Source organism: Vibrio sp. 10N.286.51.B11 (assembly GCF_041469245.1).
Classification (GTDB): Bacteria; Pseudomonadota; Gammaproteobacteria; order Enterobacterales; family Vibrionaceae; genus Vibrio; species Vibrio crassostreae_C.
Genome location: NZ_JBFRKI010000033.1, coordinates 1 through 21,183 on the forward strand (window position 1 = coordinate 1; position 21,183 = coordinate 21,183).

Here is a 21,183-nt window from a genome sequence, read left to right on the forward strand (position 1 = left end):
TTTAATTGGTATAAAGACAAAAGCATGCGTTCGAACTCTTATTAGAACAGGTTAAATATTTGGATACTCAGTCCAGGTTTCTCCCCTCTTTTCAAAAAACATCCTCAATTTAGCAAAATAAATCTTTGTTTCCGTTCACATCGGTGCATTCGCATCCGCTTGGTTCTCTGGCATCGCCCCAATAAAAGCGGGTAACTGATTACACGCTTCAACAATCGAGTTAATCAACGGATACGGCGACATATCAACGCCAAAACGCAGTGCATTATAGACTTGTGGCACTAAGCAAATATCGACGATACAAGGTGAATAGGTGAGGCTATACACCGAGTCGCCATGTGCTTTTCTGTGCTTTGCCAACTTCTCTTCTAGAGCACAGAAACCTTGGCTCATCCAATAGTGAAGCCAATCCATTTTCACCTCTTGCTCGCACGACAATTCTCGATCCAAATACTGCAACACGCGCAGGTTATTAAGAGGATGAATTTCCATCGCAATGTCCTGAGCCATCGCCAGTGCTTGATAGCGCAATGGTGTTTGCTCGGGAATCAACAATGAGTCTGGGCTGCTCTCACATAAATAGCTTTCATCCAAATATTGCAAAATAGTCAGCGACTGATTGAGTTTAACTTCACCATCCACCAGCACAGGCACTAACTCACTGGCATTGAGCTCGCGATATTGTAGATCATGCTGCTCACCGCCATTACGCACCAAATGCACCGATTTCGACTCATAGCTAAGTTGCTTGAGGTTCAATCCAATACGCACTCGATAGGCTGCCGAAGAGCGCCAATAACCATAGAGTGTGATCTTCTTGTTCATAAAGAGCCCTCGTTCATAACGTGCCTCTCTGTGGTTTTACTCTTGTCATTGTAATTAGAGTGGTCGATATTGACTGACTTTTTGGTCAATCGCGCCAAAGATCGAGTCACCCGCTGCATCGAACATCTCTAGACGAATCGAATCACCAAACGACATAAATTGAGTCGACGGCTTACCATCACGAATCGTCTCTATCATGCGTACTTCAGCAATGCAGGAGTAACCCACTCCACCTTCCGCAATCGAGGTACCGTGATCAGTGCCTTGCTTATTAGAAACCGTGCCCGAACCTATGATCGCCCCTGCCGACAGTGGTCGAGTTTTCGCAGCATGCACAACTAACTCGGCAAAATTGAAAGTCATATCCACACCGGCATTCGGACAACCAAAAGGTGTGTCGTTGTAGGTTGAAGTCAGTGGCAGGTGCACTTTGCTCCCTTTCCACTGTTCACCCAGCTCATCGGGCGTAACAGCAACCGGAGAGAACGCTGAAGAGGGCTTGGATTGGAAGAAACCAAAGCCCTTAGCGAGCTCAGCCGGAATCAAACCACGCAGCGACACATCATTCACTAACATTAGCAGACGAATCGAATCATGCGCTTGCTTGGCGCTGGCTCCCATTGGCACATCTCCGGTGACAACCGCAACTTCACCCTCGAAATCGATACCCCATTCGTCACTGGCAAATTCAATGTTGTCACGTGGCCCAATAAAGGCATCTGAGCCGCCTTGATACATAAGCGGGTCAACCCAGAAGCTTTCTGGCATTTCAGCACCACGAGCCTTACGCACCAGCTCAACGTGGTTTACATACGCACTGCCATCTGCCCATTGATAAGCGCGTGGCAGAGGCGATTCACAATATTGAGGCGCAAACACTTCACTGCCCGTCACATGCCCGTTGTTTAACGAGGTGTATAACTCTTCTAACTGAGGCGCAACGCTTTCCCAATTATCCAAAGCGACTTGCATGGTTGGCGCCAGATGCATCGCGTGGAAAATCTCCGTCGCTGGCACGCACTGTTTAAGGTCTCTACTCACGACCATCAATAGGCCATCGCGAGTACCATTTTTCTTGGTTGCTAATTTCATCCTTGTTGCCCCTTACTTCTCTTGCCAACTGTAGACATATTCTTTGTTTTCAACGCTATCGAGTTCCTCAGAGAACTGCAGCGCATGGCGAGTATCGATCATCACCGCCACTTCATCGGTAAACTTCTTCTTGTGCGCTTGCCCAGCCTTGAAGGCCTTTGGATGAGGCCCATGCGTAAACCCCGCCGGGTGAAAGGTCACCATGCCCGCTTCAATGTTGTCGCGGCTAAAAAAGTCACCAGCGTGATAGAACAGCACTTCATCGTAATCATCATTGTTGTGATAGAAAGGCACTTTCAATGCACCGGGGTCGCTCTCAATCGGGCGTGGTACAAAGGTGCACACCACAAAGCCTGCGCCAACAAAAGTGGTGTGTGCTGACGGTGGCAAGTGGTAACGATGTGACATCAGCGGTCTGATATCGCGCCAATTCACTTTCACCACCGCTAAGTCGCCATGCCAACCAATTGCATCCAATGGATTGAACGGATAGGTGATCACACTGACTTTGTCGTGGCGTTTCACCTGAACCTGAGTTTGATTTTCTGAATACTGAGCGCGGAATTGCTCATTGATAGAAGGTATGTCGAGCACCGCCGGATCAAACACCGCGTGATTACCGACCATGCCTTTCTCTGGCAGGGAGTAAGCCGCGTCTGTGTTCTCAATCATCAAGATGAACATCGGCTCACTTGGCTCTAAACGCCAGTTGGTTGAGCGCGGGATCATCACGTAATCCCCTTCACTCACGGCTAGATGACCATAGTCACAATAGAGATCGGCGCTACCTTGGTGAATGAACAGCAGCTCATCACCATCAGAATTACGCACCAAGAAATCCATCTTCTCGTCCATGCGCCACACTCGGATTTTGCAGTCAGCGTTGTGCAAAAGATGAGGCACCGCCCAAGGGGTTATCTGGCTGGCTTTTTCCACCAGCGTAAAATCAAAAGCGCGAGGGCGTAAATCACCTTCCCACTCCGACCAACCTGTTGGGGCATGTTGGTGATGAAAATGAGCGGCAGGGCCGAAGAATCCACTTCGGCCCGCCTCTCGCTCATAAATTGCCTCTTCGGGGAAGTCGGCATGCGCTTGTTTAGAGCACACCCCCTCCCGATGAGGAAACGAGATCCATTTATGCATCGTCTAATACTCCTCGACGAATCTGGTCCTCTTCAATCGATTCAAACAGCGCCTTGAAGTTACCTTCACCAAAGCCTTCATTGCCTTTACGCTGAATGATTTCAAAGAACACAGGCCCGATCACCGTCTGCGTGAAAATTTGCAGCAAGATGCCGTCTTTGGTCGGCGCGCCATCAATCAGAACACGTAGGTCTCGCAGCAGTTCGGTGTCTTCACCGTGGCCTTTCACACGATCGTCAACTTTCTCATAGTAGGTGTCAGGAGTTGGCATAAAGTCCATGCCGCGATCACGCAAGGTTTTCACCGTTTTGTAGATATCATCCGTAGCAAGTGCGATGTGTTGGATACCTTCGCCGTTGTATTCACGAATGAACTCTTCAATTTGTGATTTGTCGTCTGAAGACTCATTGATAGGGATGCGGATTTTGCCACATGGTGAGGTCATGGCGCGGCTCACAAGGCCTGTCAGCTTACCTTCAATGTCGAAATAGCGAATTTCACGGAAGTTACCGATACGCTCATAAAAACCAGACCACAGGTCCATATTGCCTTGTTTCACGTTGTGCGTGAGGTGATCGATCTCATAAAGACCAACATCGGCTTTCGCCATGCGCTCTTCCGCGTCATCATAGAATCGGAAGTCAACGTCGTAGATGCTCTGCTTGCCGTAGCGATCCACAAAATAGAGCAGGCTTTCACCGATGCCGTAAATGGCAGGAATGCTCAGCTCCATCGGTCCAATTTCTGTTTTATACTCTTCGCCACCGCCGCTGAAAGCTTGTGTCATTGCCGCAGTTGCATCGTTAACACGAAAAGCCATGCCACACACCGATGGGCCGTGAACTTTAGCGAACGCTTCCGCTTGGCTGTGTGGCTGCTCATTGACGATAAAGTTGATGTCACCTTGTCGATACAGCCAAGCCTCTTTTGAACGGTGCTTAGCGATCTCGGCAAAACCAAGTGACACAAACAGCGCTTTAAGTTGCTCGATTCCCTTGTGGTCAACGGCCGTGTATTCAACAAACTCGAATCCATCCGTACCAAGCGGGTTGTATGTATCCACCATGAACTTTCTCCTTGTACCTATTGGTTTTGTATTACGTGTTTTTTGTCCTTAATTAAATTTGGCCCACAAGCGGAAAGATTGGAATGCATCGAAGGAAATGGGCAATAACGCTAAAAACCCGTCAAATTGTAAAATAATTGTTACACACAAACCCTCACAACAGGAAAGTGAGTGCTATCAAGGGATTGAAGAGTGGTGGTTTGATTTACAGCAAAGCAAGAGATGTTACTTAATTGTTACAAGTGATTTTTTTGGCTAAAGCAGAAAGAGATAAGTGTATGTTGAACGTAAAAAGAGCATCACAAAACAGGTGATGCTCTTTTAAAAAGCTTCATATCCCAGCGGTATTCTTATGGGACGAAGTATCAAACCTAACCCATTACTTTAATGGTTGACGGTCAAATAGAGGTTGTTTCTCTCGTGAGCACGTCATCAATTTAGGCAATCACAGAACGAGACTTTTTCAAGCGAACTGAAAGCACGGACATTAAACTGATAAGCACCAATAGCCCGGTACCGGCACCACTACGTTCAACATCTTCAGCGCTATCATCACTTCTTTCAGCAATGTCTTCACTTGTTGCTCCAGATATCGGGATAAGTTTTACAGCCACCACCCTCTCGTCACCTACTCCATCATTACAATAAGCAAAGTGTGCGGTTGAATCATAAGCCATAGAAGAGGAGCTACTTTCACTCGCAAAACATTGTATTGCCGTCCCTGAGATAACACCCGCGTCATTAATGTCGGTTGCGTCCAATATTCTAAAGTGGTTGTTGGCATCACTGTCGTCACCACCGTTAGTTAGGTCGTCTAACCACCAAGCTTGATCATTATATCTTGCACGTCTATCAGCATCGGTACCAGTGTCGTTATAAGGGAAAATGAAGCCGCGATGCCTTCTTTCATGTCCGTCTACTTCAGCGTGAGTTTCGGCGTCAACATAGCCAACGATTTCATTGTAGCTGTTGATCTCACTTGCTTTTCCCTCTGCACTGTCAAAGAAAATGTCTTCACCTAAACTTGCGAAGAATGTGGCTGTTGGCGTTGTGTCATTCGCATCAGCGACGAACATACGATTATCAGACACACGATCCGACGGATAATCACCATCTCTTTTTGCATAACCAATAACCATCATGTTTTCATTAATGTCTGTTGCGACAGAATTACTGTGAATGTATGAATCACTCACTTCTACCGTCGCATTAGCGATAAATGTAGTCGTCCAAGCATTTTCCGAAACGCTGAAATTTGACGTACTGCTTGGCCTAAACACAGCAGCCTGCATAAGAAAGTTATCTGAATCATCTAGTTCCGTATTGTAACCAACTAAAACAGGATAAGAGCTATATGTCCCTCTAGACGAAATCGTTGCAGCCCTCACACTCGCTTGTGCTGAAGCTTCATCATCGTTGTAAGAGTAATAGGTCGAACTGGTTTCCCAATCGGATACTGCAAAACGGTTTCCATCATCATTGGGACCATTCGCATCGGTTATATTCCAGACAAAAGCTCGATTAGCAAAAGCAAAGTTCTGACACTCTGGATATAAAGCAGGCTCAATATCTTCATCGATACAATTATCTAGATCCTCAGCATCACTGTCGGATGTGTACGGAGAGTCATAATCTTTGTATCCATCACTGTAATAAAAAGTCGCAACGGACGCGCTTCCGACCACATAGCTTTCCCCTCCATAACTGAAAGAGTCAAAAGCCATCGTTCTTCCCATTTGGGATATTATATTCGCTTCGCCGTCAGCATCGCTAATCGTAATGCTGGTATCGGCTTCAGGTTGGAGAACCGTAAATTCAGTGCCTGTATCGTAGTAACCACGCTGCCTATACAACTGAATATATTGGTTGTTATAACTGTAGTAACCACTGCTGGTGTTACCAAGAACAAAACCATTCTCGTCAACTTTAGTGATGACCTTCTCCTCTGTTCCATCAACAAAGGAATAACTATAACTGCTCACATCAGGTGGGTTGCTGCCAACATCTGGGATCTCGCTTAGCGAAGAAGAATCATAAAAAGCCGTGGAATTGGTCTGATAGCTCAGCCCGTAATACGCATCACGCTCATTTTTCAAGCCTCCAATGCCCGCATCATCATCGCCATACCACAATAAAGAACTCCAAGCTTCACAAGTCGCGTAGCCAAGTTCGCTCGTGCAGTAGCTATAGATATCGTCATAATCCAAATAGTAGAACGTGTTATCGATACCAAAGGGGACCTCCTCTTTAAAGGAAAAACCTGGTTCTGCATTTTGAGCTTCCCCTGCGAATGCGTAGTCGGTGTCACCACAACTGGTACTAAAGCAATCCGTTGTACCAAGCTCTGGTTCAACTGCGACCCCATACACCGATTCAGTTTCTACTGGTGATTCCTCCAAAACCACCCTATAAAGCGCAGCGTTACTATAAGAAGCAACCAACAACGTAGAAGAGACAACGACTGATTTTTTTACCATTGCCTTCATTCTACGGCTCCTAAAAAATAATCCATTTCAATACCAACGATAGCTTTCTGCCTTTATTGCTAAAGGCATTAAATTCATGAGTTCAATAGTGGACTAGGATAAAAATAGAAAATGTGGAAACTATGTAGAAACAATGGAGGTTTAAACAACCTGACTTGATGGGCTGATGATCTGATGCCCTATTAAAGTTAAACGCTAACTTTCATCTCCTAGATTTATCCATTTTCTCTGCTAATTTGATCGCTAACCTATTTGCGTCAAAGAAATACACTTATATTTGGTTACGAATAGGAATTAAATTATGAACAAAATCACGACAGCATTACTTTTACTGACATCGACATTCGCGCTTCAAGCGTGTGCTGAAAGCCGTGAAGGCCCAAGAGAAATGCCAAGCTTTGAAGAAATGGATGCAAACGGTGATGGCGAATTACAATTAGAAGAGCTCAGAGGTCCACTCGCCGATGACTTTGATAAACTAGACGCAGATGGAAGCGGTGGTCTATCGGAAGAGGAAGTTCCGCCACCACCACCAAGACGTCAATAATGGTTAGAGGGTTATCCTAAAATAGTGATAATTCAATGCGAGCTGATGGGGTATAGCACCCTGTCAGCTCGCTATTCATTTCTAACAAAAGAGTGCTTATACATGGCCTAAGATGAATAAAGAAATCAATGTCCATATTTCCCACACGATCGAGGGCTAATATTGGTTTATCTCATTTTATTGTCTTAACTCACTCTATCGTCTTAATTCACTTTAATTTCTGGAGAGAACGTGCGCATATCAATTTTCACCAAACTGTTTGTTTCAATACTAATGGTGTGCGTGACCATGCTCTTTGTACTGACCTATTTTATTAACTCCAGTTTTCAAAGAGGGCTCCAAGATTTCACAAATAATAATGAGATTGCCCTAGCTCAAGAACTCGCCAATAACTTAAAGCAATATTACTCACCTTCCGAAAAATGGAGGCGGCTAGAGCGTGAACCACATTTAATCGCCAGTAGCATTGGCGGCCCCTCACGACCACATCCTCGTGACAGACACCCATCGCCACCACCATTAAGAGAGCCGGAAGCGCCAGGCCTTCAACCTATTTGGCAACGACTCAACATTTTAGATCAAGACGGGCGAGCCATAATTGGACCGCCTGAAAACCTACATCACCTTGAAGATGGTCAGCATCAAGCGCTAGTCGAAATAACACTGGATGATCAAGTTATTGGGTATATCTCCATCGTCCAGATGGATGAAATATCAGGGCCTTTAGCAGAAAGCTTTTTCAAACAACAAACGACGCATGTAAGCACTATCGCATCGATTACCGTGTTGCTTTCATTCCTTATCTCTTTGTTTCTTGTTAGGCGATTTTTGAAACCATTGCGTGCTTTGTCGAAAGGTGCCAAATCTATCGAAAATGGCGATCTCGATTTCTACATTAAAAAAAGCGGCAATGATGAATTGTCCGATCTCATCGGAATATTCAACGGTGTTGTCGAGACACTAAGAAAACAGAAAACACTTAGAGAACAGTGGTTATCAGATATTTCACATGAACTTAGAACGCCTATCACCGTGCTTAGAAGTGAACTAGAGGCGCTACAAGACGGTATTCGATCACCTGAACCAAAATACATCGACTCGTTACATCAACAAATCATCACACTGGGTCAACTCGTTGAGGATCTTCACCAACTCTCCCTGTATGACATCGGATTTAACCTCAATGTTAAAAACAACGTTGATATACATAAACTGATTGATTCTGTGATCGTTCAAAACTCGATCCGTTTAGAACAAAAAAACATCACATTAACAAAGCACTATGACCATTCGGCGCCACTGTTTACCTCGTGTGATGAGAGATTACTGACACAACTGTTTGTGAATCTGTTGGAAAATAGCGCACGATACACTAGCGATAATGGGCATGTATCGATAGATGTTACCGACATTAGTGATAGTATTATTATCAACGTTGAAGACAGTGATCCAGGTGTACCTGATGCATCACTTCCACGTTTATTTGAGAGGCTTTACCGCGTTGATAAATCGCGCAGTCGCTCAAGTGGCGGTTCTGGACTTGGCTTATCTATCTGTAAAAATATCGTTGAAGCGCACCAAGGACACATTACTGCCGACCACTCAGAATTGGGTGGACTACGAATCATCATAGCGTTACCAAAGGAAATAAAATCGTGATTTTAGTCGTCGAAGATGAGCCTGCATTAGCAAGTGTACTGTGTGAGTACTTAGAGCACTCTGGCCTTGAAAGTCATCATATTATCGATGGTAACCTTGTCATTGACTGGGTAAAGCAAGCATCGCCTAAACTCATTATTCTCGACCTCATGCTACCCAATCGAGACGGGTTGGATATTTATCGAGAGCTGAGAACGTTCAGTGACATCCCAGTGGTTATGGCGACAGCCAAGGTCGAAGAGATTGATCGACTCGTTGGGCTTGAACTGGGTGCAGATGATTATATATGTAAGCCGTACAGCCCGAGAGAAGTGGTTGTGAGGGTGAAAAATATTTTGCGCCGTTCCAACAAGCCCCAAGCCACGTCAACAACGAACGCCATTGATATTGATGAATTGAGTATGACCGCCGTCCTATGTGGTATTAAGCTAAGTTTAACGCCAGCTGAGTTTCGGCTTTTGCACCTTCTCTATCAAAATGTTGGCCGCATTTATAGTCGCGATCAATTGATTGATAAAATCTACGACGATAGAAGAGTGGTCAGTGATCGCACTATCGATAGCCATATTAAAAACTTACGCAAAAAAATGGTCTCGATAAATGAAAAATGTGACTACATTAAATCCATTTACGGGATAGGTTACAAACTAGAAATAGAATAATACGAATCAAAAAGCCGCTGTAGTCAGCGGCTTGATGAGTTCTAGAACGAACCTAAATCGAATATAAGGTTCGCGTTAATCCCAGTTGAGAATCGACCAATTCGGTTGATCAGCCAGTGCTTTCAAACGCGGGCATGGGTTTACTAGGTAAGCAAAATCAGCGTGTTCACACAAAGGTAAGTCGTTGATTGAATCCGTATAAAAGTGAATGTCTGAGTAGTTAGTTTCTTGATTGTCTAACCACTCTTTCAAACGCGTCACTTTACCTTCTCGGTAACTTGGAACGCCTGATATTTGAGACGTGAAACGACCTTGGTTTTCAATCAAATCAATACCGAGGGCGTTCTCGATACCAATCTTGCGGCCGACCGCTTCTACTAGGAAAGTGACGCTGGCTGAGATGATCAACATGTCGATATCATCATTCTCAAGCTGCTCAATCAAAGGTTTCGACTGTTTGAACTGCTTAGGCAAAATATGCTGTTCAACACACTCTTCCACCAATGCGGTGACTTGCTCTGTTGGCATATCGGCCAAAGGCTGCATGGAAAACGTGAGGTAATCTTCCATGTTCAGTTTGCCTTCCGAATACAAGCCCATTAAGCGCTTATCTTCTTCAATAAAGTTGGGCGCTGTGGCAATGCCCTTTTCAACCAAGAACTCATTCCAGAGCATCGCTGCATCGGCATTGATCAGCGTTTCATCCATATCAAATACATACAAAGGTTTGAACATCTTAGGCTCTCACAGGTTGAATTTCGTTAAGGTTAAACAGGAGTTCAAGTTGGCTGCCGTTTGCCAACAGTCGCTCAGAGGAACGGTTAAGTAAATCGACAGTTAATTCACATTCATCGACATCCACTTGGTAGCGAATCACGTTGCCTAGCAGTTGGTGGTTGCGAATGGTGCCCGTTTTCGGCGCGGAGATATGCTCGCCATACTGTCGGCCTTGCTCTTTAACGTAGATAGATTCAGGACGAATCGCCACTTTCCACTCGGTTTCAATATTGAAAAGTTGCTTGGCTTTGTTCGCTTGCACCAGATTGTAGTGCCCCATGAACCCAGCAACAAACTCATTGGCAGGTTGAGTGTAAATCTCTTCGGGTGTCCCCGCTTGTACGATCTCACCTTTATTCATCAAGAAGATGCGGTCAGACATGATCATCGCTTCTTCCTGATCGTGGGTCACGAAGATCGTGGTCAGGTTCATCTCTTTTTGAATATCTCGGATCTGTTGGCGTAGGTGTTTACGGATCTTGGCATCCAGTGCAGAAAGCGGTTCATCGAGCAATAGAATACGCGGCTTGACCACCAAGGCTCTTGCCAAGGCAACACGCTGACGCTGACCGCCCGATAACTGATGCGGGTAGAACTTCTCTTTACCCGTTAAGTCCACCAGTCCAATCACTTTCGCCACTTCACGTTTAATCTCGTCAGCAGCAAGCTTTTTCATCTTAAGGCCAAACGCAATATTGCCTTCAACCGTCATGTTCGGGAACAGCGCATAAGATTGAAACACCATGCCGATGCCACGCTGTTGTGGCACTTGGTGAGTAATCTCTTCACCGTTGACCCAGATCTCGCCACCATCAACAGGATTCAGGCCTGCCAAGCTGCGCAGTAGAGTCGATTTACCACAGCCACTTGGGCCAAGCAGAGTAATGAATTCGCCCTTCTCGATGGAAAATTCAATATCTTCAAACACCGTGTTGTCACCAAAGCGCTTGGTGAGGTTTTTCGCATTTACATAGCTCATTATTTTGTTCCCTGGCTGAAACGACTTGCCAACCAAGTCAGTAAGAAAATAAACAGGAAGTACGTCATCACTAGGGCTGACGTGAAGTGGCCGCTGGTTTGACGCATGTTGTATAGGTAGATTTGCAGTGTCTCGTAGCGTGTTCCTACCAAGATGTTGGCGAACACGAACTCGCCTAATAGGAACGAAAACGATAAGAACAGCGACGCCATTAAGCCTTTCTTAAGGTTTGGCAGAATAATCAATAAGAACGCCTTGGTGGTGCTTGCACCGAGCAGGTGAGCAGCGTCCATCAAGTCGTGCAGGTTGATCGCTTCAAAGCTATTGGCAATCGCGCGATACATGAATGGCAGCGCGATGGTGAAGTAAGTACCAATCAGAATCCATGGTGTACCTATCAGTGAGATTTCGCTATCGGCATACAGCTGAAGCAAACCCACCGACGACACCACTGGCGGCACTGCGAACGGCAATAAGATGAGGATATTCATCACCTTGTCGAGTTTCGGAAAATAGTAAAACACCACGAAAATCGCAGGCAGAACCAACACCACACTCAATGACAGCGCCGCCACACAGATAAATAGCGAACGACCAAAGGCTTGCAAGAAGCGAGGATCCGTCAGCAGGTTGATGTACCAATCTAACGTGAAGCCATCCGGCAGGATAGTGGCGCCCCAACGCGAGGAGATCGAGTAGATAAAGGTCGCTAAGATCGGAATCATCATGGTGCCGACAATCGAATAGACAACCTTTTTATGAAAGCGAGTATTTACGGTGTTCATTACTTTCTCTTCCCTGCGTAGCTTTTGCTGATCAGCCATTGGTTAATCACGGTGATGAAGGCCAGCATCGCCATCAGAATCACGGAAATTGCGGCAGCTAGGTTGGGTTCTAGGAACAGGTCGCCCGATACCAAGCTCGCAATTCGAATCGTAATCACGTTGTAGTTGCCCGAGGTCAACGCATACACGCTCGCATACGCACCAATCGCATTGGCAATCAAGATGATGAAGGTGCCGAACAAGGCAGGAGATAGCACAGGCAGCGCGATTTTGGTCCAGTACTGCCAAGTTTTCGCGCCAAGCAGTGCCGAAGCGGCTTGCCAGTCGTCACTCAGAGCATCAAACGCTGGATAGAGCAACAACACCGCCAATGGGATCTGGAAGTAGATGTAAATCGCCAGCAAACCCCACTTGCCGTACAAGTCAAAATCGCCCAGTAATCCATACTGCTTGAGCAATAAGGTGATCGCACCGTTGGTGCCCAAGATGATGATGAATGCGAACGACAGAGGCACGCCTGAGAAGTTGCTGCTCATATTGGTGAAGGCAATCACCGCATCGCGGATTTTAGAATCAACGCGGCGCAATGATGAGACGAGCAGAGTCGCGATCGCTAAGCCAACAATGCTCGACCAAATCGACAACCATAAACTGTTACCGAAGGCCTGCATCATGAAGGCAGAATCGAATATTTCAGAATAGTTTTCGAGAGAGAGTTCGTCGTCATAGAAGAAGCTGTTGATCAGCACCCAAACCATAGGTGCCAGTTGGAACAAGTAGAAAAACAGCGCGAAAGGCGCAAGCCACAAAGCAGGCTTGAAGCGTTGAAACAAAGATTTGGTTTTGGGTTGAAGCGCAGAGACATCGCTCTGCGTGATTACAGAACTGCTCATAGGGCCAACAATTCCTGAGTGTAAGATTTATCGTGTTCAAGGTTGAGTAACTGACAGACGCTACCGCAGATATCGGTCTGTTTCACTGAACATGCTTGGTGTGTAAACTTATCGCCAATCACAAAGAAAGGCACTTCACGCTCTTCAGGCAGAATGCCACCATGAGACAGGTCATTGTTCATGCCATGGTCACTGGTGATGATCACTTGATAACCATCATCTACCCATTTCTCAAGGTAGTTCGATAGGTAGATATCCGCGCCACGAGCACTATTACGGTACTGGCGAGAATCCAGCCCATGCTTGTGTCCCATGTCGTCAATGTTCATTGGGTGAATCAATAAGAAATCAGGTTGATGAGTGACGCGCAGATGCTCTGCATCCAAGAACAAGGCTTCGTCTGGGTAGTGATCCCAGTGGTAGAAACAACCATGTTGGATGTTCATGGTCTCATCGTTGGTGAAACGGTCGCGTACTGCATCAAATGGCGCTCGGTTATATAACTCGCTCACCCAATGGTAAGCCGCAGCTGCCGTCACTTTGTTCTGCGACTTCGCCAAGCTAAATACCGACTCGTGATTCGATAAACGCACGATTTGATTGTTGACGATACCACTCTCGACAGGGCGAACACCGGTCAGAATGCACTCATACAGTGGGCGTGACATAGATGGCAGTTCGCACTGCACAGGGTAAAGCGTGGCGCGCAGCTTATTTTTTTGCGTGCTCTGCGAAGTGCTCTGTTTATTGTACGAATCGCCCTGTTTTATCTGCATATCACTTAGTTCTAGAAGACCGTTCAGGTAGCCCATGCAATCACGGGCTACCTGATAGTTCAGTCCATCTAGAACAACAAGGATAACCTTATTGCTCATGGTCTAATCTCTATTGCTTGTTTCTATAAGCCACCCGTTACAGGTGGTGTGTTAAGCGGGGTTATTGCTGGTGAATCAATACGCTTTCTTGCCATTGACGTGGCAGGCGACGTGCTGATTTTTCCCATGCTGAGAAGTCAGTCACTGGGTGAACATTGCTGTATTCATCGTTTGAGATCAGCTTGTCTTGTACTGATTGAGGTAGCGTAATGTTGCTGCGGATTGGGCGTGCGTAACCTTCTGCTAGGTTGATTTGGCCTTGGTCGCTGAAGATGTATTCACGAGCCAACTTCGCCGCGTTCGGGTTTTGTGCGTATTTGTTAATGATGGTGGTGTAACCAGAAATCACTGAGCCATCTTGTGGAATGCTTACCGTAAAGCGCTCACGGTCGATCTTGTCGCGGTAGTTCAATGCGTTGAAGTCCCACATGATCGCGACTTCCACTTCGCCTTTTTCAAGGTTCGCAATGCTTGGATCTGTGTAAGATAGACGGCCTTGCTTCGCTAGTTCACCAAAGAATTTAATCGCTGGTTTTAGGTTCGACTCATCACCACCGTTAGCAAATGCAGCCGCTAGAATCGCGTTGTTTGCTTGTGCTGCTACGCCTACGTCACCAACAGTGACTTTGTAGTCGCCTTCTAGTAGGTCACTCCAAGATTTTGGGGCATCTTCAACAAGATTATTGTTTGAAATGAACGAGATAGTACCTGTGTAAGCCAGAGCCCAGTGACCATCTTTGTCTTTCGCCCAATCTGGAATGTCATCCCAAGTCGTTGGCTTGTATGGCTGCGTTACGTCTTTCTGCACAGCGACACGTGCAAAGGCGAAACCAACATCACCGATATCTGCAGTTGCGTTTCTTTTCTCTGCTTCAAATTTCGAGATCTCTTGAGCCGAGCTCATATCGGTATCCTGATGCTTCAAACCGTAGTTTGCTTTCAGATCAGTCCATGTGCCTTTCCAGTTTGCCCAACTGTCTGGCATACCCACACTGTAAACTGCACCCTCTTTTTGAGCGGCTTCAATCAGTGACTCAAGATCAGCATCCTTCGCCATCGCTGGCATTGAAAGTGTTGCCGTAAGTCCTGTTACACCAATCAATTTAGCGGTTGTGCCTATCAATTTTGCAGGTGAACCGATTAATTTAGCTGGTGATACAGTTGAACGGCTAAGCAAAGTTTTCATTGTCTCTATCCTTCTGGACTAGGTCAGTAAGTTCGTTTTGTATGCTATAGCCGGAATGTGACGGTTTGCCGTAAGTTATTTGACAGTTCGAGTGCATTTACGTGGCAGTTATATTTCACTCATATGACAATAAGCCATTGTTTACTGTCACATTCCTGTTAACTCCATGGTTTACCTTATTAAGCACACGAACTTATGGACTAGATCAGTAATGAGAACATTGGGCACCGGGCAATCAGGGACACAGTTAGGAAGAATTAAGGCGAGTATTCGAGAGCAGCTTCAATCAGGTATCTTCATTGAAGGGCAAAAACTGCCATCAGAAAGAAACCTTAGCGAACTGTTTTCCACCACACGAATCACGCTCAAAGATGCGTTGGTGTCATTAGAAACCGAAGGTCTGATATACCGAGAAGAGCGCCGAGGCTGGTATGTGTCACCCGAACGTGTTCGCTATAACCCATTATCACGTTCTCACTTTCATCAAATGATTCGTGAACAACACCGCATAGCAGAAACCAGACTGCTCAGCACCCGTACAGAGATGGCGACAGGCGATTACGCCAAAGCATTAGAGATAGAGCAGATAACGCCAATACACGTGATTGAGCGCTTGCGTTTTATTGATGGTAGAGCAGTGCTGTTTGTTGAAAATGTACTGAAAGCGCCCTTATTTGATGGTGTCTTGTCGGAAAACCTCACCATGTCACTAACAGGCATCTACCGAGAAAAATACGGCTACGAGACCCAACGCTCGCGTTTTGATGTAATTCCCACTTCAGCCCCAGCCTATGTCGCTAAGGCGCTAAATTTGGCTGAGGGTCAACCGGTGCTGAAGATCTGCCGTGTGAACTACAAGCAAGATGGCGAGTTGATGGACTGCGAACTGGAATACTGGCGACCAGACTCAGTAGTGATCCACATTGATAGCATTGGCTAGTACCACATCCTCTTAATGCGGTAGCAACACAAATACAAAAACTCCGACTGATTCAGTCGGAGTTTTTTAACAATCAAACATTAAGGTGCGCGAATCATCTAGCTCATGAATCAAGCTTGAGGAACTTCCTTACCCTTGTTGAATCTGGGTTAGTGAAGAACTTCTCAGGGTTGGATTTCTCAATCAAGATGCCCTTCTCAAGGAATACCACCTGATCCGACACCTGACGCGCGAATTCCATCTCATGAGTCACCACCACCATGGTGTAACCCTCTTGCGATAGCTTCTTCATTACCAGTAACACCTCTTCGACCAATTCAGGGTCGAGCGCGGAGGTTGGCTCATCAAACAGCAATACATCCGGTTCCATCGCGAGAGCTCTGGCAATCGCGACACGTTGCTTTTGCCCACCCGATAACATGCTTGGGTAACTCTCTAGTTTGTGTGACATCCCAACCTTGTCGAGTTGCTTACGAGCCATCTCCTCGGCGTCTGATTTCGCTATCTTCTTAACATGAACCAGCGCTTCCATGACGTTTTGCAACACGGTGAGATGCGGCCATAAGTTGAAGCTTTGGAAAACCATTCCAAGACGCTCTCGAAGTTTCGCCAACTCTTTGTATTTGAGTGGCTTACCCGTTTCAGAGTTGATACCAATACGCTCATCACCCATAAAAATCGTGCCGCGCTCTGGCTGCTCTAACCAGTTCATGCAACGCAGTAGCGTCGATTTCCCCGAACCTGACGAGCCGAGAATACTCACCACATCGCCTTTGTTGATGTTGAGGTTGATGTCTCGCAGTACTTCGATGCCATCAAACTGTTTCGACAGGTTTTCAACCTTGATGATCGTCTCTCGTTCTTCCAATAGTGGTTCGCACTCAATCACTTCCAAATTCACGCCCAAAGAAGGGTTAATCGGTGCTTCCGTTTCAATAATCTCTGATTGTTTAAGCATGGCTAAGCCCTCTAAGTTCAACTTTGGTTTGGATTCGTTTGGTGATGGTTTCAAGTGCAATACTCACGGCCCAGTAGAGCGCGATAGCAATGATGAACGCATTCAATGGGATGAAGTACGTTGATTGAATGCTGTTGGCGGCCGCGGTAATTTCTGCGACGGTGATGATGCTAAGAAACGCAGTGTCTTTTAAGCAGATGATGAGTTGGTTCGTGATCAGTGGAACCGACTTAAACAACACATTTGGGGTAATAACTCGGGTAAATGTTTTGAATTTAGAGAAGCCATAAGCGTGCGCCGCTTCGATGTAACCTGGCTCTAATCCTTTACGAACACCTCGGAAAATCTCACAAAAATAGGTACCGTGATAGAGACTTAGCGCGATGATTCCCGCTGTAATCGCATCGAGTCGAATACCAACCTGCGGCAACCCGTAATAGAGCAGGTACGCTAAGATAAGAAACGGCAAGGTGCGCATCATGCCTATCAAACTATTGATGGTGTACTTCACACCAAGTTTTGAGTTTTCGAGGCAATACAACAAACCGATGCCAATGATGAAACTCAAGATTGAAGACGAAACAAAAAGATAAAATGTGGTCACAAACCCTGAAGCAAACAGCTCTTTTTGTTGCCAGATAATATTCCATTCTTCCATATTTACTCCTTAAACTTACCCGCTCAATAACGCATCACAAGCAGGTAAATGGTGTTTCTGACCAAGTAGCCATGACGGCTAAACTGTGGTTGTTGTTGTTAGCTGTGACTGAGGTAGATTACTGATAGCCACACTTACTACTGCAGATAAGTAGCTCGGTTTTCAGCCACCGCTTGCAACTTCACCAACACGCCAATAATCAACATGTAAATGGCACCGGCACATAGAATCGGCCCAAGTGGTTCATAGGTAACCGCAGAGATTCGATTGGTGACACGAGTTAGGTCGACGATGCCGATCACCGCAATCGCTGGGCTGCCTTTGATTAAGAACGACATCTCATTGACTAGCGCTGGTAGGCTCATGATCACCATTTGCGGGAACATGATGCGGCGAAAGTAAGTGATGCGTCTCATACCAATGGCTTCAGCCGCTTCCATTTGCCCTTTTGAAAAGTTAAGAAAGGCGTTGCGCCAAATCTCTGCATTGAATGCCGATGTATTGAGTGTGAGAGCTAAAATGGCAGAAACGTGTTTATCTAAATTGATGCCAAATGACGGAAAAGAAAGGAAAATAAACAGAGCCAACGTAACCAAAGGCGTTGCTCGTGCCCAACTAACATAAATGCCCAACATTTGATCCACAAACGGGATTTTCATCATTCTAACCAAGGCAATCATTAAGCCGATGACGACACCTAATACAATCGATACTGCCGATATCCATGCCGTTGCCCACGCGCCCTGTAGTAACTGTTCCCAAGCGTAATAATCCATAAACGACCTCTTTGATCAGCGACTTCTTTCGATAGATTGTGCGCCAAAGACTCATGGGTTAAACCGCTTTGAACCCATTGGCATGGACACAAACAGCCGCTAACTGTTTGTGTCGGCGCATGCTTATTCATCTATTGAACGGCTGTTAGCTTGTGATACTGCTCAACCGAAGTGATGGCTTCTGAAGGGAGTTGGTCGAACGACTCACCGAACCACTTCTTCTGCAACTCCGCCATTTTTCCTGTTTGCTCTAGGTGCAGGAAAAACTCCGTTAGGTATGCCAAAAGCTCAGGGTTCTCTTTAGGAACAGGCCAGCTCACGAAACCAGGACCAGACACCGCCTCGCCTTTTTTGAATACCTTTGACTTGGATTTCACTACCTCGTTAACTGAAACCACACTGTTGATCACATAGTCTATTCGGCCGATTGCCAAGTCGGAATACGCTTCTGGGTAGGATTGATACTGCACCACTTTACCCAAAGATTTGCCTTGTGCTTCGAGCATCACTTCGAGCTCTGGAAGCCTTTCTAGCAAAGCACTGCCCGCTTGTAAGCCCACTGTTTTTCCATCTAAATCGGCTACCGTATTAATATCTTCCGCGTCAGCTCTGGTTAAGAAGTAATGCTGCGCTGAAGCGATAGGTGGAGTGAAATCAAAGGCCTTCAAGCGAGCATCGGTAATGATCGCGCCAGTTAACGCCACATCATATTGACCCGCAGATACCGAAGCGAGTAGTCCTGTCCAAGGTAAGATCTCTTGTTCGATATCGAACTTCGAATATTCACGTAACTCATCAAGCAAATCTTTGTTAATCCCCGCAGGCTTACCGCGGTCGATATAGTTGAATGGAGAGTAGTTGTCTTCTGTCGCCACTTTCATGAAGCCTTGCTTTTCGATGGCTGCAAGCTCCGATGCTTGTGCGACTCCAAAACAACCCAGTACAACTGTCGCTGCCGCTGTTGAAACCCATGCCTTCATCGTCATTCCCTGTTTCATACGCTTTCCTTATCGAGATTATTTGCCTGCCTTTACTTTATGAACGGAATGCATCGGAGACGTAGAGCCAATTTAATTTTCAGGTTGGGACAGAACGATTTTCTAGTTTGGGACAACGTAATTTTCGGGGTTGAGAGAGAGCAAAACACACTCTTAAAACATCAATATGAACTCTGGCGCATTTCTTGCTCTTTTATACAAATTGGACTGAGGTTCACTGAGAATAAGGACTGTATCTCATGGCGATAAATCACAATTGTTTCATCGAGTTTGATTCCAAAAGAAGCCTGCAAGAACAAGTACGTAGCTATTTGGTGACGGCGATATTGAATGGTATTTTTCCGGCTGAACAAGCGCTTCCGTCTTGTCGTAAGCTGTCTAGCCAATTGGGTGTTTCACGCAATACTGTCTCCTTGGTGTACGACAGTTTGCTCGACGATGGCTACCTCATCAGTAAGCCTCGCAGTGGTTATTACCTTTCAGAAAAGTATGAAAACCCGAGTGATACTATCGACGCGAGTTTGGATCATTTTGAATCAGCCGACAGCGACAATGCACCGGATTGGAGCAAACGCGTTAAGCTGCAATTGGGCCAATACCCACGCATCGTCAAACCCTCGCATTGGAGTTGTTACCAATACCCATTTATTTTTGGCCAACCCTCTATCAATGACTTCCCATTAGCTCAATGGCGAGAAGCGACAAGAAAGGTCACCTCAGACCCACATGATCACCGCTGGCTTTGCGACAAGGTCGATAAAGACGTCGACATGCTGGTCGAACAGATACGCACAAGGGTGCTCCCACAGCGCGGTATTCATGCCCAAAGTGATGAGATCCTCATAACCTTAGGTTCGCAGAATGCGCTGTATTTGATTTCGACTTTGCTCATGAACCATCAGAGTCGAGTCGGAGTCGAGAACCCCGGCTACAAAGAAGCGAATCACATCTTCAATCTCTCTGGCGCGCAGTTACACCCGCATCAAGTGGATGAACAAGGATTGAGATTCAATGAGCACTCTTCACTGTGTGATCACTTCTATGTCACGCCTAGCCATCAAGCTCCAACCGGCGTCACCATGAGTGATGAGCGTCGAACTCAGTTACTTGAAATGGCCAAAGCCAATGACGCGGTAATTATCGAAGATGACTATGACGCCGAGTGCAACGTGGAGTGGAATCCTAAACCCGCGCTAAAAGCCAATGACAAGGAAGGGAGAGTCATCTACGTCAGCAGCTTCTCTAAGCTACTGGCACCCGGCTTGAGGTTAGGCTACATCGTGGCACCTGAAGAGTTAATCTACGACCTTAGAATACTGCGTCGCTTGATGTACCGACATGCGCCAAGCCGTGTTCAGATGGAAGTAGCGCACTTTATTGAACAAGGCTACTACGACAGCTTTGTGAGGCGCTTTAGAGAAAACACTCGCCAGCGCTGGAAGCTGATCAACGATGCTGTCTTGAAGTACTTACCTGACTGCAAGCGACTGGCTCAAAGCGAGCAGGCCAACTCTCTGTGGCTACAAACGCCCAGCCACATCAATAGCCAGCGTTTAGCTTCACGAGCCGCCCAAAAGGGCATATTGATTGAGACAGGCTATTCACACTTTATGACGAATACCGAAACGGAATCGGGCTGTGAAGCATTGTCAGAATATGACCCCAATTCCTATTTTCGATTGGGCTTTCACGCCATCGACAAAGATCTGATCGCACCCGGTATCAAAGAGCTGTCAGAGGTGATGAAGATCTAGCATCACTTAAGAGCAGTTTGACCAGACTGATTTAGTGAAAGAACGTAAAAAGAGCATCAATCGATGCTCTTTTGTCGTTTCTGAAGGTTAGGTTTGGCACGTTGAAAAGAACGGGGAATTCTTT

General features: G+C 46.1%; 20 protein-coding genes. 5 read left to right on the forward strand and 15 right to left on the reverse strand.

Annotation, left to right across the window (positions count from 1 at the left end):
- Positions 1-135: 135 nt before the first annotated feature.
- The 5 genes from maiA to AB4154_RS16475 all read right to left on the reverse strand — a co-directional run bounded on the left by maiA (position 136) and on the right by AB4154_RS16475 (position 6,612).
- On the reverse strand, positions 136-825 hold the full coding sequence (gene maiA / locus AB4154_RS16455; RefSeq protein ID WP_372123592.1) for a maleylacetoacetate isomerase: 690 nt from the start codon (positions 823-825) through the stop codon (positions 136-138).
- Between the two features lie 54 nt (positions 826-879).
- On the reverse strand, positions 880-1,917 hold the full coding sequence (locus tag AB4154_RS16460) for a fumarylacetoacetate hydrolase family protein (protein WP_136973996.1): 1,038 nt from the start codon (positions 1,915-1,917) through the stop codon (positions 880-882).
- Positions 1,918-1,929: 12 nt separating this feature from the next.
- Positions 1,930-3,060, reverse strand: coding sequence for a homogentisate 1,2-dioxygenase (locus tag AB4154_RS16465; protein ID WP_136973995.1), 1,131 nt, complete (start codon positions 3,058-3,060; stop codon positions 1,930-1,932).
- The gene (hppD, locus tag AB4154_RS16470) at positions 3,053-4,126 is read right to left on the reverse strand and encodes a 4-hydroxyphenylpyruvate dioxygenase (RefSeq protein WP_136973994.1); all 1,074 of its coding nucleotides are present in this window, start codon (positions 4,124-4,126) and stop codon (positions 3,053-3,055) included. Before hppD ends, AB4154_RS16465 begins: the two co-directional genes overlap by 8 nt.
- 437 nt (positions 4,127-4,563) lie before the next feature.
- Entirely contained in the window at positions 4,564-6,612 is a 2,049-nt protein-coding gene (locus tag AB4154_RS16475) for a DUF3466 family protein (protein WP_065584491.1), read from the reverse strand.
- Between the two features lie 301 nt (positions 6,613-6,913).
- Between AB4154_RS16475 and AB4154_RS16480 the strand changes: the two genes are divergently transcribed.
- From AB4154_RS16480 to AB4154_RS16490, 3 genes are all read left to right on the forward strand, one after another.
- Positions 6,914-7,159, forward strand: coding sequence for a hypothetical protein (locus AB4154_RS16480; protein WP_017072318.1), 246 nt, complete (start codon positions 6,914-6,916; stop codon positions 7,157-7,159).
- 288 nt (positions 7,160-7,447) lie between these two features.
- A complete protein-coding gene (locus AB4154_RS16485) occupies positions 7,448-8,818 on the forward strand; it encodes an ATP-binding protein (RefSeq protein WP_017061238.1) in 1,371 nt (456 codons plus the stop codon).
- On the forward strand, positions 8,815-9,480 hold the full coding sequence (locus AB4154_RS16490; RefSeq protein ID WP_017094156.1) for a response regulator: 666 nt from the start codon (positions 8,815-8,817) through the stop codon (positions 9,478-9,480). Before AB4154_RS16485 ends, AB4154_RS16490 begins: the two co-directional genes overlap by 4 nt.
- A 75-nt stretch (positions 9,481-9,555) precedes the next feature.
- On the opposite strand, the gene AB4154_RS16495 is transcribed toward AB4154_RS16490, so the two are convergent.
- The 6 genes from AB4154_RS16495 to AB4154_RS16520 all read right to left on the reverse strand — a co-directional run bounded on the left by AB4154_RS16495 (position 9,556) and on the right by AB4154_RS16520 (position 14,975).
- Entirely contained in the window at positions 9,556-10,215 is a 660-nt protein-coding gene (locus tag AB4154_RS16495) for an HAD family phosphatase (RefSeq protein WP_017091954.1), read from the reverse strand.
- 1 nt (position 10,216) lies between these two features.
- Positions 10,217-11,236: an ABC transporter ATP-binding protein gene (locus AB4154_RS16500; protein ID WP_004732593.1), complete on the reverse strand. Its 1,020-nt coding sequence runs from the start codon at positions 11,234-11,236 to the stop codon at positions 10,217-10,219.
- Complete coding sequence (locus tag AB4154_RS16505) at positions 11,236-12,021, reverse strand: ABC transporter permease (RefSeq protein WP_372123594.1); 786 nt, start codon at positions 12,019-12,021, stop codon at positions 11,236-11,238. The genes AB4154_RS16500 and AB4154_RS16505 overlap by 1 nt, the downstream gene beginning before the upstream one ends.
- Complete coding sequence (locus AB4154_RS16510) at positions 12,021-12,914, reverse strand: ABC transporter permease (RefSeq protein ID WP_372123596.1); 894 nt, start codon at positions 12,912-12,914, stop codon at positions 12,021-12,023. The genes AB4154_RS16505 and AB4154_RS16510 overlap by 1 nt, the downstream gene beginning before the upstream one ends.
- Entirely contained in the window at positions 12,911-13,789 is an 879-nt protein-coding gene (locus AB4154_RS16515) for an alkaline phosphatase family protein (protein WP_372123598.1), read from the reverse strand. Before AB4154_RS16515 ends, AB4154_RS16510 begins: the two co-directional genes overlap by 4 nt.
- A gap of 61 nt (positions 13,790-13,850) precedes the next feature.
- Entirely contained in the window at positions 13,851-14,975 is a 1,125-nt protein-coding gene (locus tag AB4154_RS16520) for an ABC transporter substrate-binding protein (protein ID WP_136974561.1), read from the reverse strand.
- 211 nt (positions 14,976-15,186) lie between these two features.
- On the opposite strand from AB4154_RS16520, the gene AB4154_RS16525 reads away from it, so the two are divergent.
- Positions 15,187-15,915 (forward strand): UTRA domain-containing protein, encoded by a 729-nt coding sequence (locus AB4154_RS16525; protein WP_102428102.1) that lies wholly within the window; start codon positions 15,187-15,189, stop codon positions 15,913-15,915.
- A gap of 103 nt (positions 15,916-16,018) precedes the next feature.
- Here the strand turns inward: AB4154_RS16525 and AB4154_RS16530 are convergent, their stop codons facing one another.
- From AB4154_RS16530 to AB4154_RS16545, 4 genes are all read right to left on the reverse strand, one after another.
- Positions 16,019-16,873, reverse strand: a complete 855-nt coding sequence (locus tag AB4154_RS16530; RefSeq protein ID WP_017065130.1) for an amino acid ABC transporter ATP-binding protein — start codon at positions 16,871-16,873, stop codon at positions 16,019-16,021.
- Entirely contained in the window at positions 16,866-17,531 is a 666-nt protein-coding gene (locus tag AB4154_RS16535; RefSeq protein WP_017061228.1) for an amino acid ABC transporter permease, read from the reverse strand. Before AB4154_RS16535 ends, AB4154_RS16530 begins: the two co-directional genes overlap by 8 nt.
- A 137-nt stretch (positions 17,532-17,668) precedes the next feature.
- Positions 17,669-18,307: an amino acid ABC transporter permease gene (locus AB4154_RS16540; protein ID WP_017061227.1), complete on the reverse strand. Its 639-nt coding sequence runs from the start codon at positions 18,305-18,307 to the stop codon at positions 17,669-17,671.
- Between the two features lie 131 nt (positions 18,308-18,438).
- Positions 18,439-19,305, reverse strand: coding sequence for a transporter substrate-binding domain-containing protein (locus AB4154_RS16545; RefSeq protein ID WP_017061226.1), 867 nt, complete (start codon positions 19,303-19,305; stop codon positions 18,439-18,441).
- A gap of 239 nt (positions 19,306-19,544) precedes the next feature.
- Between AB4154_RS16545 and AB4154_RS16550 the strand changes: the two genes are divergently transcribed.
- Positions 19,545-21,059 carry a PLP-dependent aminotransferase family protein gene (locus tag AB4154_RS16550; protein WP_017066354.1) on the forward strand — a complete coding sequence of 505 codons (1,515 nt, stop codon included), beginning with the start codon at positions 19,545-19,547 and terminating at the stop codon, positions 21,057-21,059.
- The last annotated feature ends 124 nt before the right edge of the window (positions 21,060-21,183 follow it).

Coding starts and splice junctions, on each gene's coding strand:
- hppD (WP_136973994.1), bottom strand. CDS start 4,126: ATGGTGGATACATACAACCCGCTTGGTACGGATGGATTCGAGTTTGTT.
- AB4154_RS16545 (WP_017061226.1), bottom strand. CDS start 19,305: ATGAAACAGGGAATGACGATGAAGGCATGGGTTTCAACAGCGGCAGCG.
- AB4154_RS16485 (WP_017061238.1), top strand. CDS start 7,448: ATGCTCTTTGTACTGACCTATTTTATTAACTCCAGTTTTCAAAGAGGG.
- maiA (WP_372123592.1), bottom strand. CDS start 825: ATGAACAAGAAGATCACACTCTATGGTTATTGGCGCTCTTCGGCAGCC.
- AB4154_RS16540 (WP_017061227.1), bottom strand. CDS start 18,307: ATGGATTATTACGCTTGGGAACAGTTACTACAGGGCGCGTGGGCAACG.
- AB4154_RS16530 (WP_017065130.1), bottom strand. CDS start 16,873: ATGCTTAAACAATCAGAGATTATTGAAACGGAAGCACCGATTAACCCT.
- AB4154_RS16480 (WP_017072318.1), top strand. CDS start 6,914: ATGAACAAAATCACGACAGCATTACTTTTACTGACATCGACATTCGCG.
- AB4154_RS16525 (WP_102428102.1), top strand. CDS start 15,187: ATGAGAACATTGGGCACCGGGCAATCAGGGACACAGTTAGGAAGAATT.
- AB4154_RS16520 (WP_136974561.1), bottom strand. CDS start 14,975: ATGAAAACTTTGCTTAGCCGTTCAACTGTATCACCAGCTAAATTAATC.
- AB4154_RS16475 (WP_065584491.1), bottom strand. CDS start 6,612: ATGAAGGCAATGGTAAAAAAATCAGTCGTTGTCTCTTCTACGTTGTTG.
- AB4154_RS16505 (WP_372123594.1), bottom strand. CDS start 12,021: ATGAACACCGTAAATACTCGCTTTCATAAAAAGGTTGTCTATTCGATT.
- AB4154_RS16550 (WP_017066354.1), top strand. CDS start 19,545: ATGGCGATAAATCACAATTGTTTCATCGAGTTTGATTCCAAAAGAAGC.
- AB4154_RS16515 (WP_372123598.1), bottom strand. CDS start 13,789: ATGAGCAATAAGGTTATCCTTGTTGTTCTAGATGGACTGAACTATCAG.
- AB4154_RS16500 (WP_004732593.1), bottom strand. CDS start 11,236: ATGAGCTATGTAAATGCGAAAAACCTCACCAAGCGCTTTGGTGACAAC.
- AB4154_RS16510 (WP_372123596.1), bottom strand. CDS start 12,914: ATGAGCAGTTCTGTAATCACGCAGAGCGATGTCTCTGCGCTTCAACCC.
- AB4154_RS16535 (WP_017061228.1), bottom strand. CDS start 17,531: ATGGAAGAATGGAATATTATCTGGCAACAAAAAGAGCTGTTTGCTTCA.
- AB4154_RS16465 (WP_136973995.1), bottom strand. CDS start 3,060: ATGCATAAATGGATCTCGTTTCCTCATCGGGAGGGGGTGTGCTCTAAA.
- AB4154_RS16460 (WP_136973996.1), bottom strand. CDS start 1,917: ATGAAATTAGCAACCAAGAAAAATGGTACTCGCGATGGCCTATTGATG.
- AB4154_RS16495 (WP_017091954.1), bottom strand. CDS start 10,215: ATGTTCAAACCTTTGTATGTATTTGATATGGATGAAACGCTGATCAAT.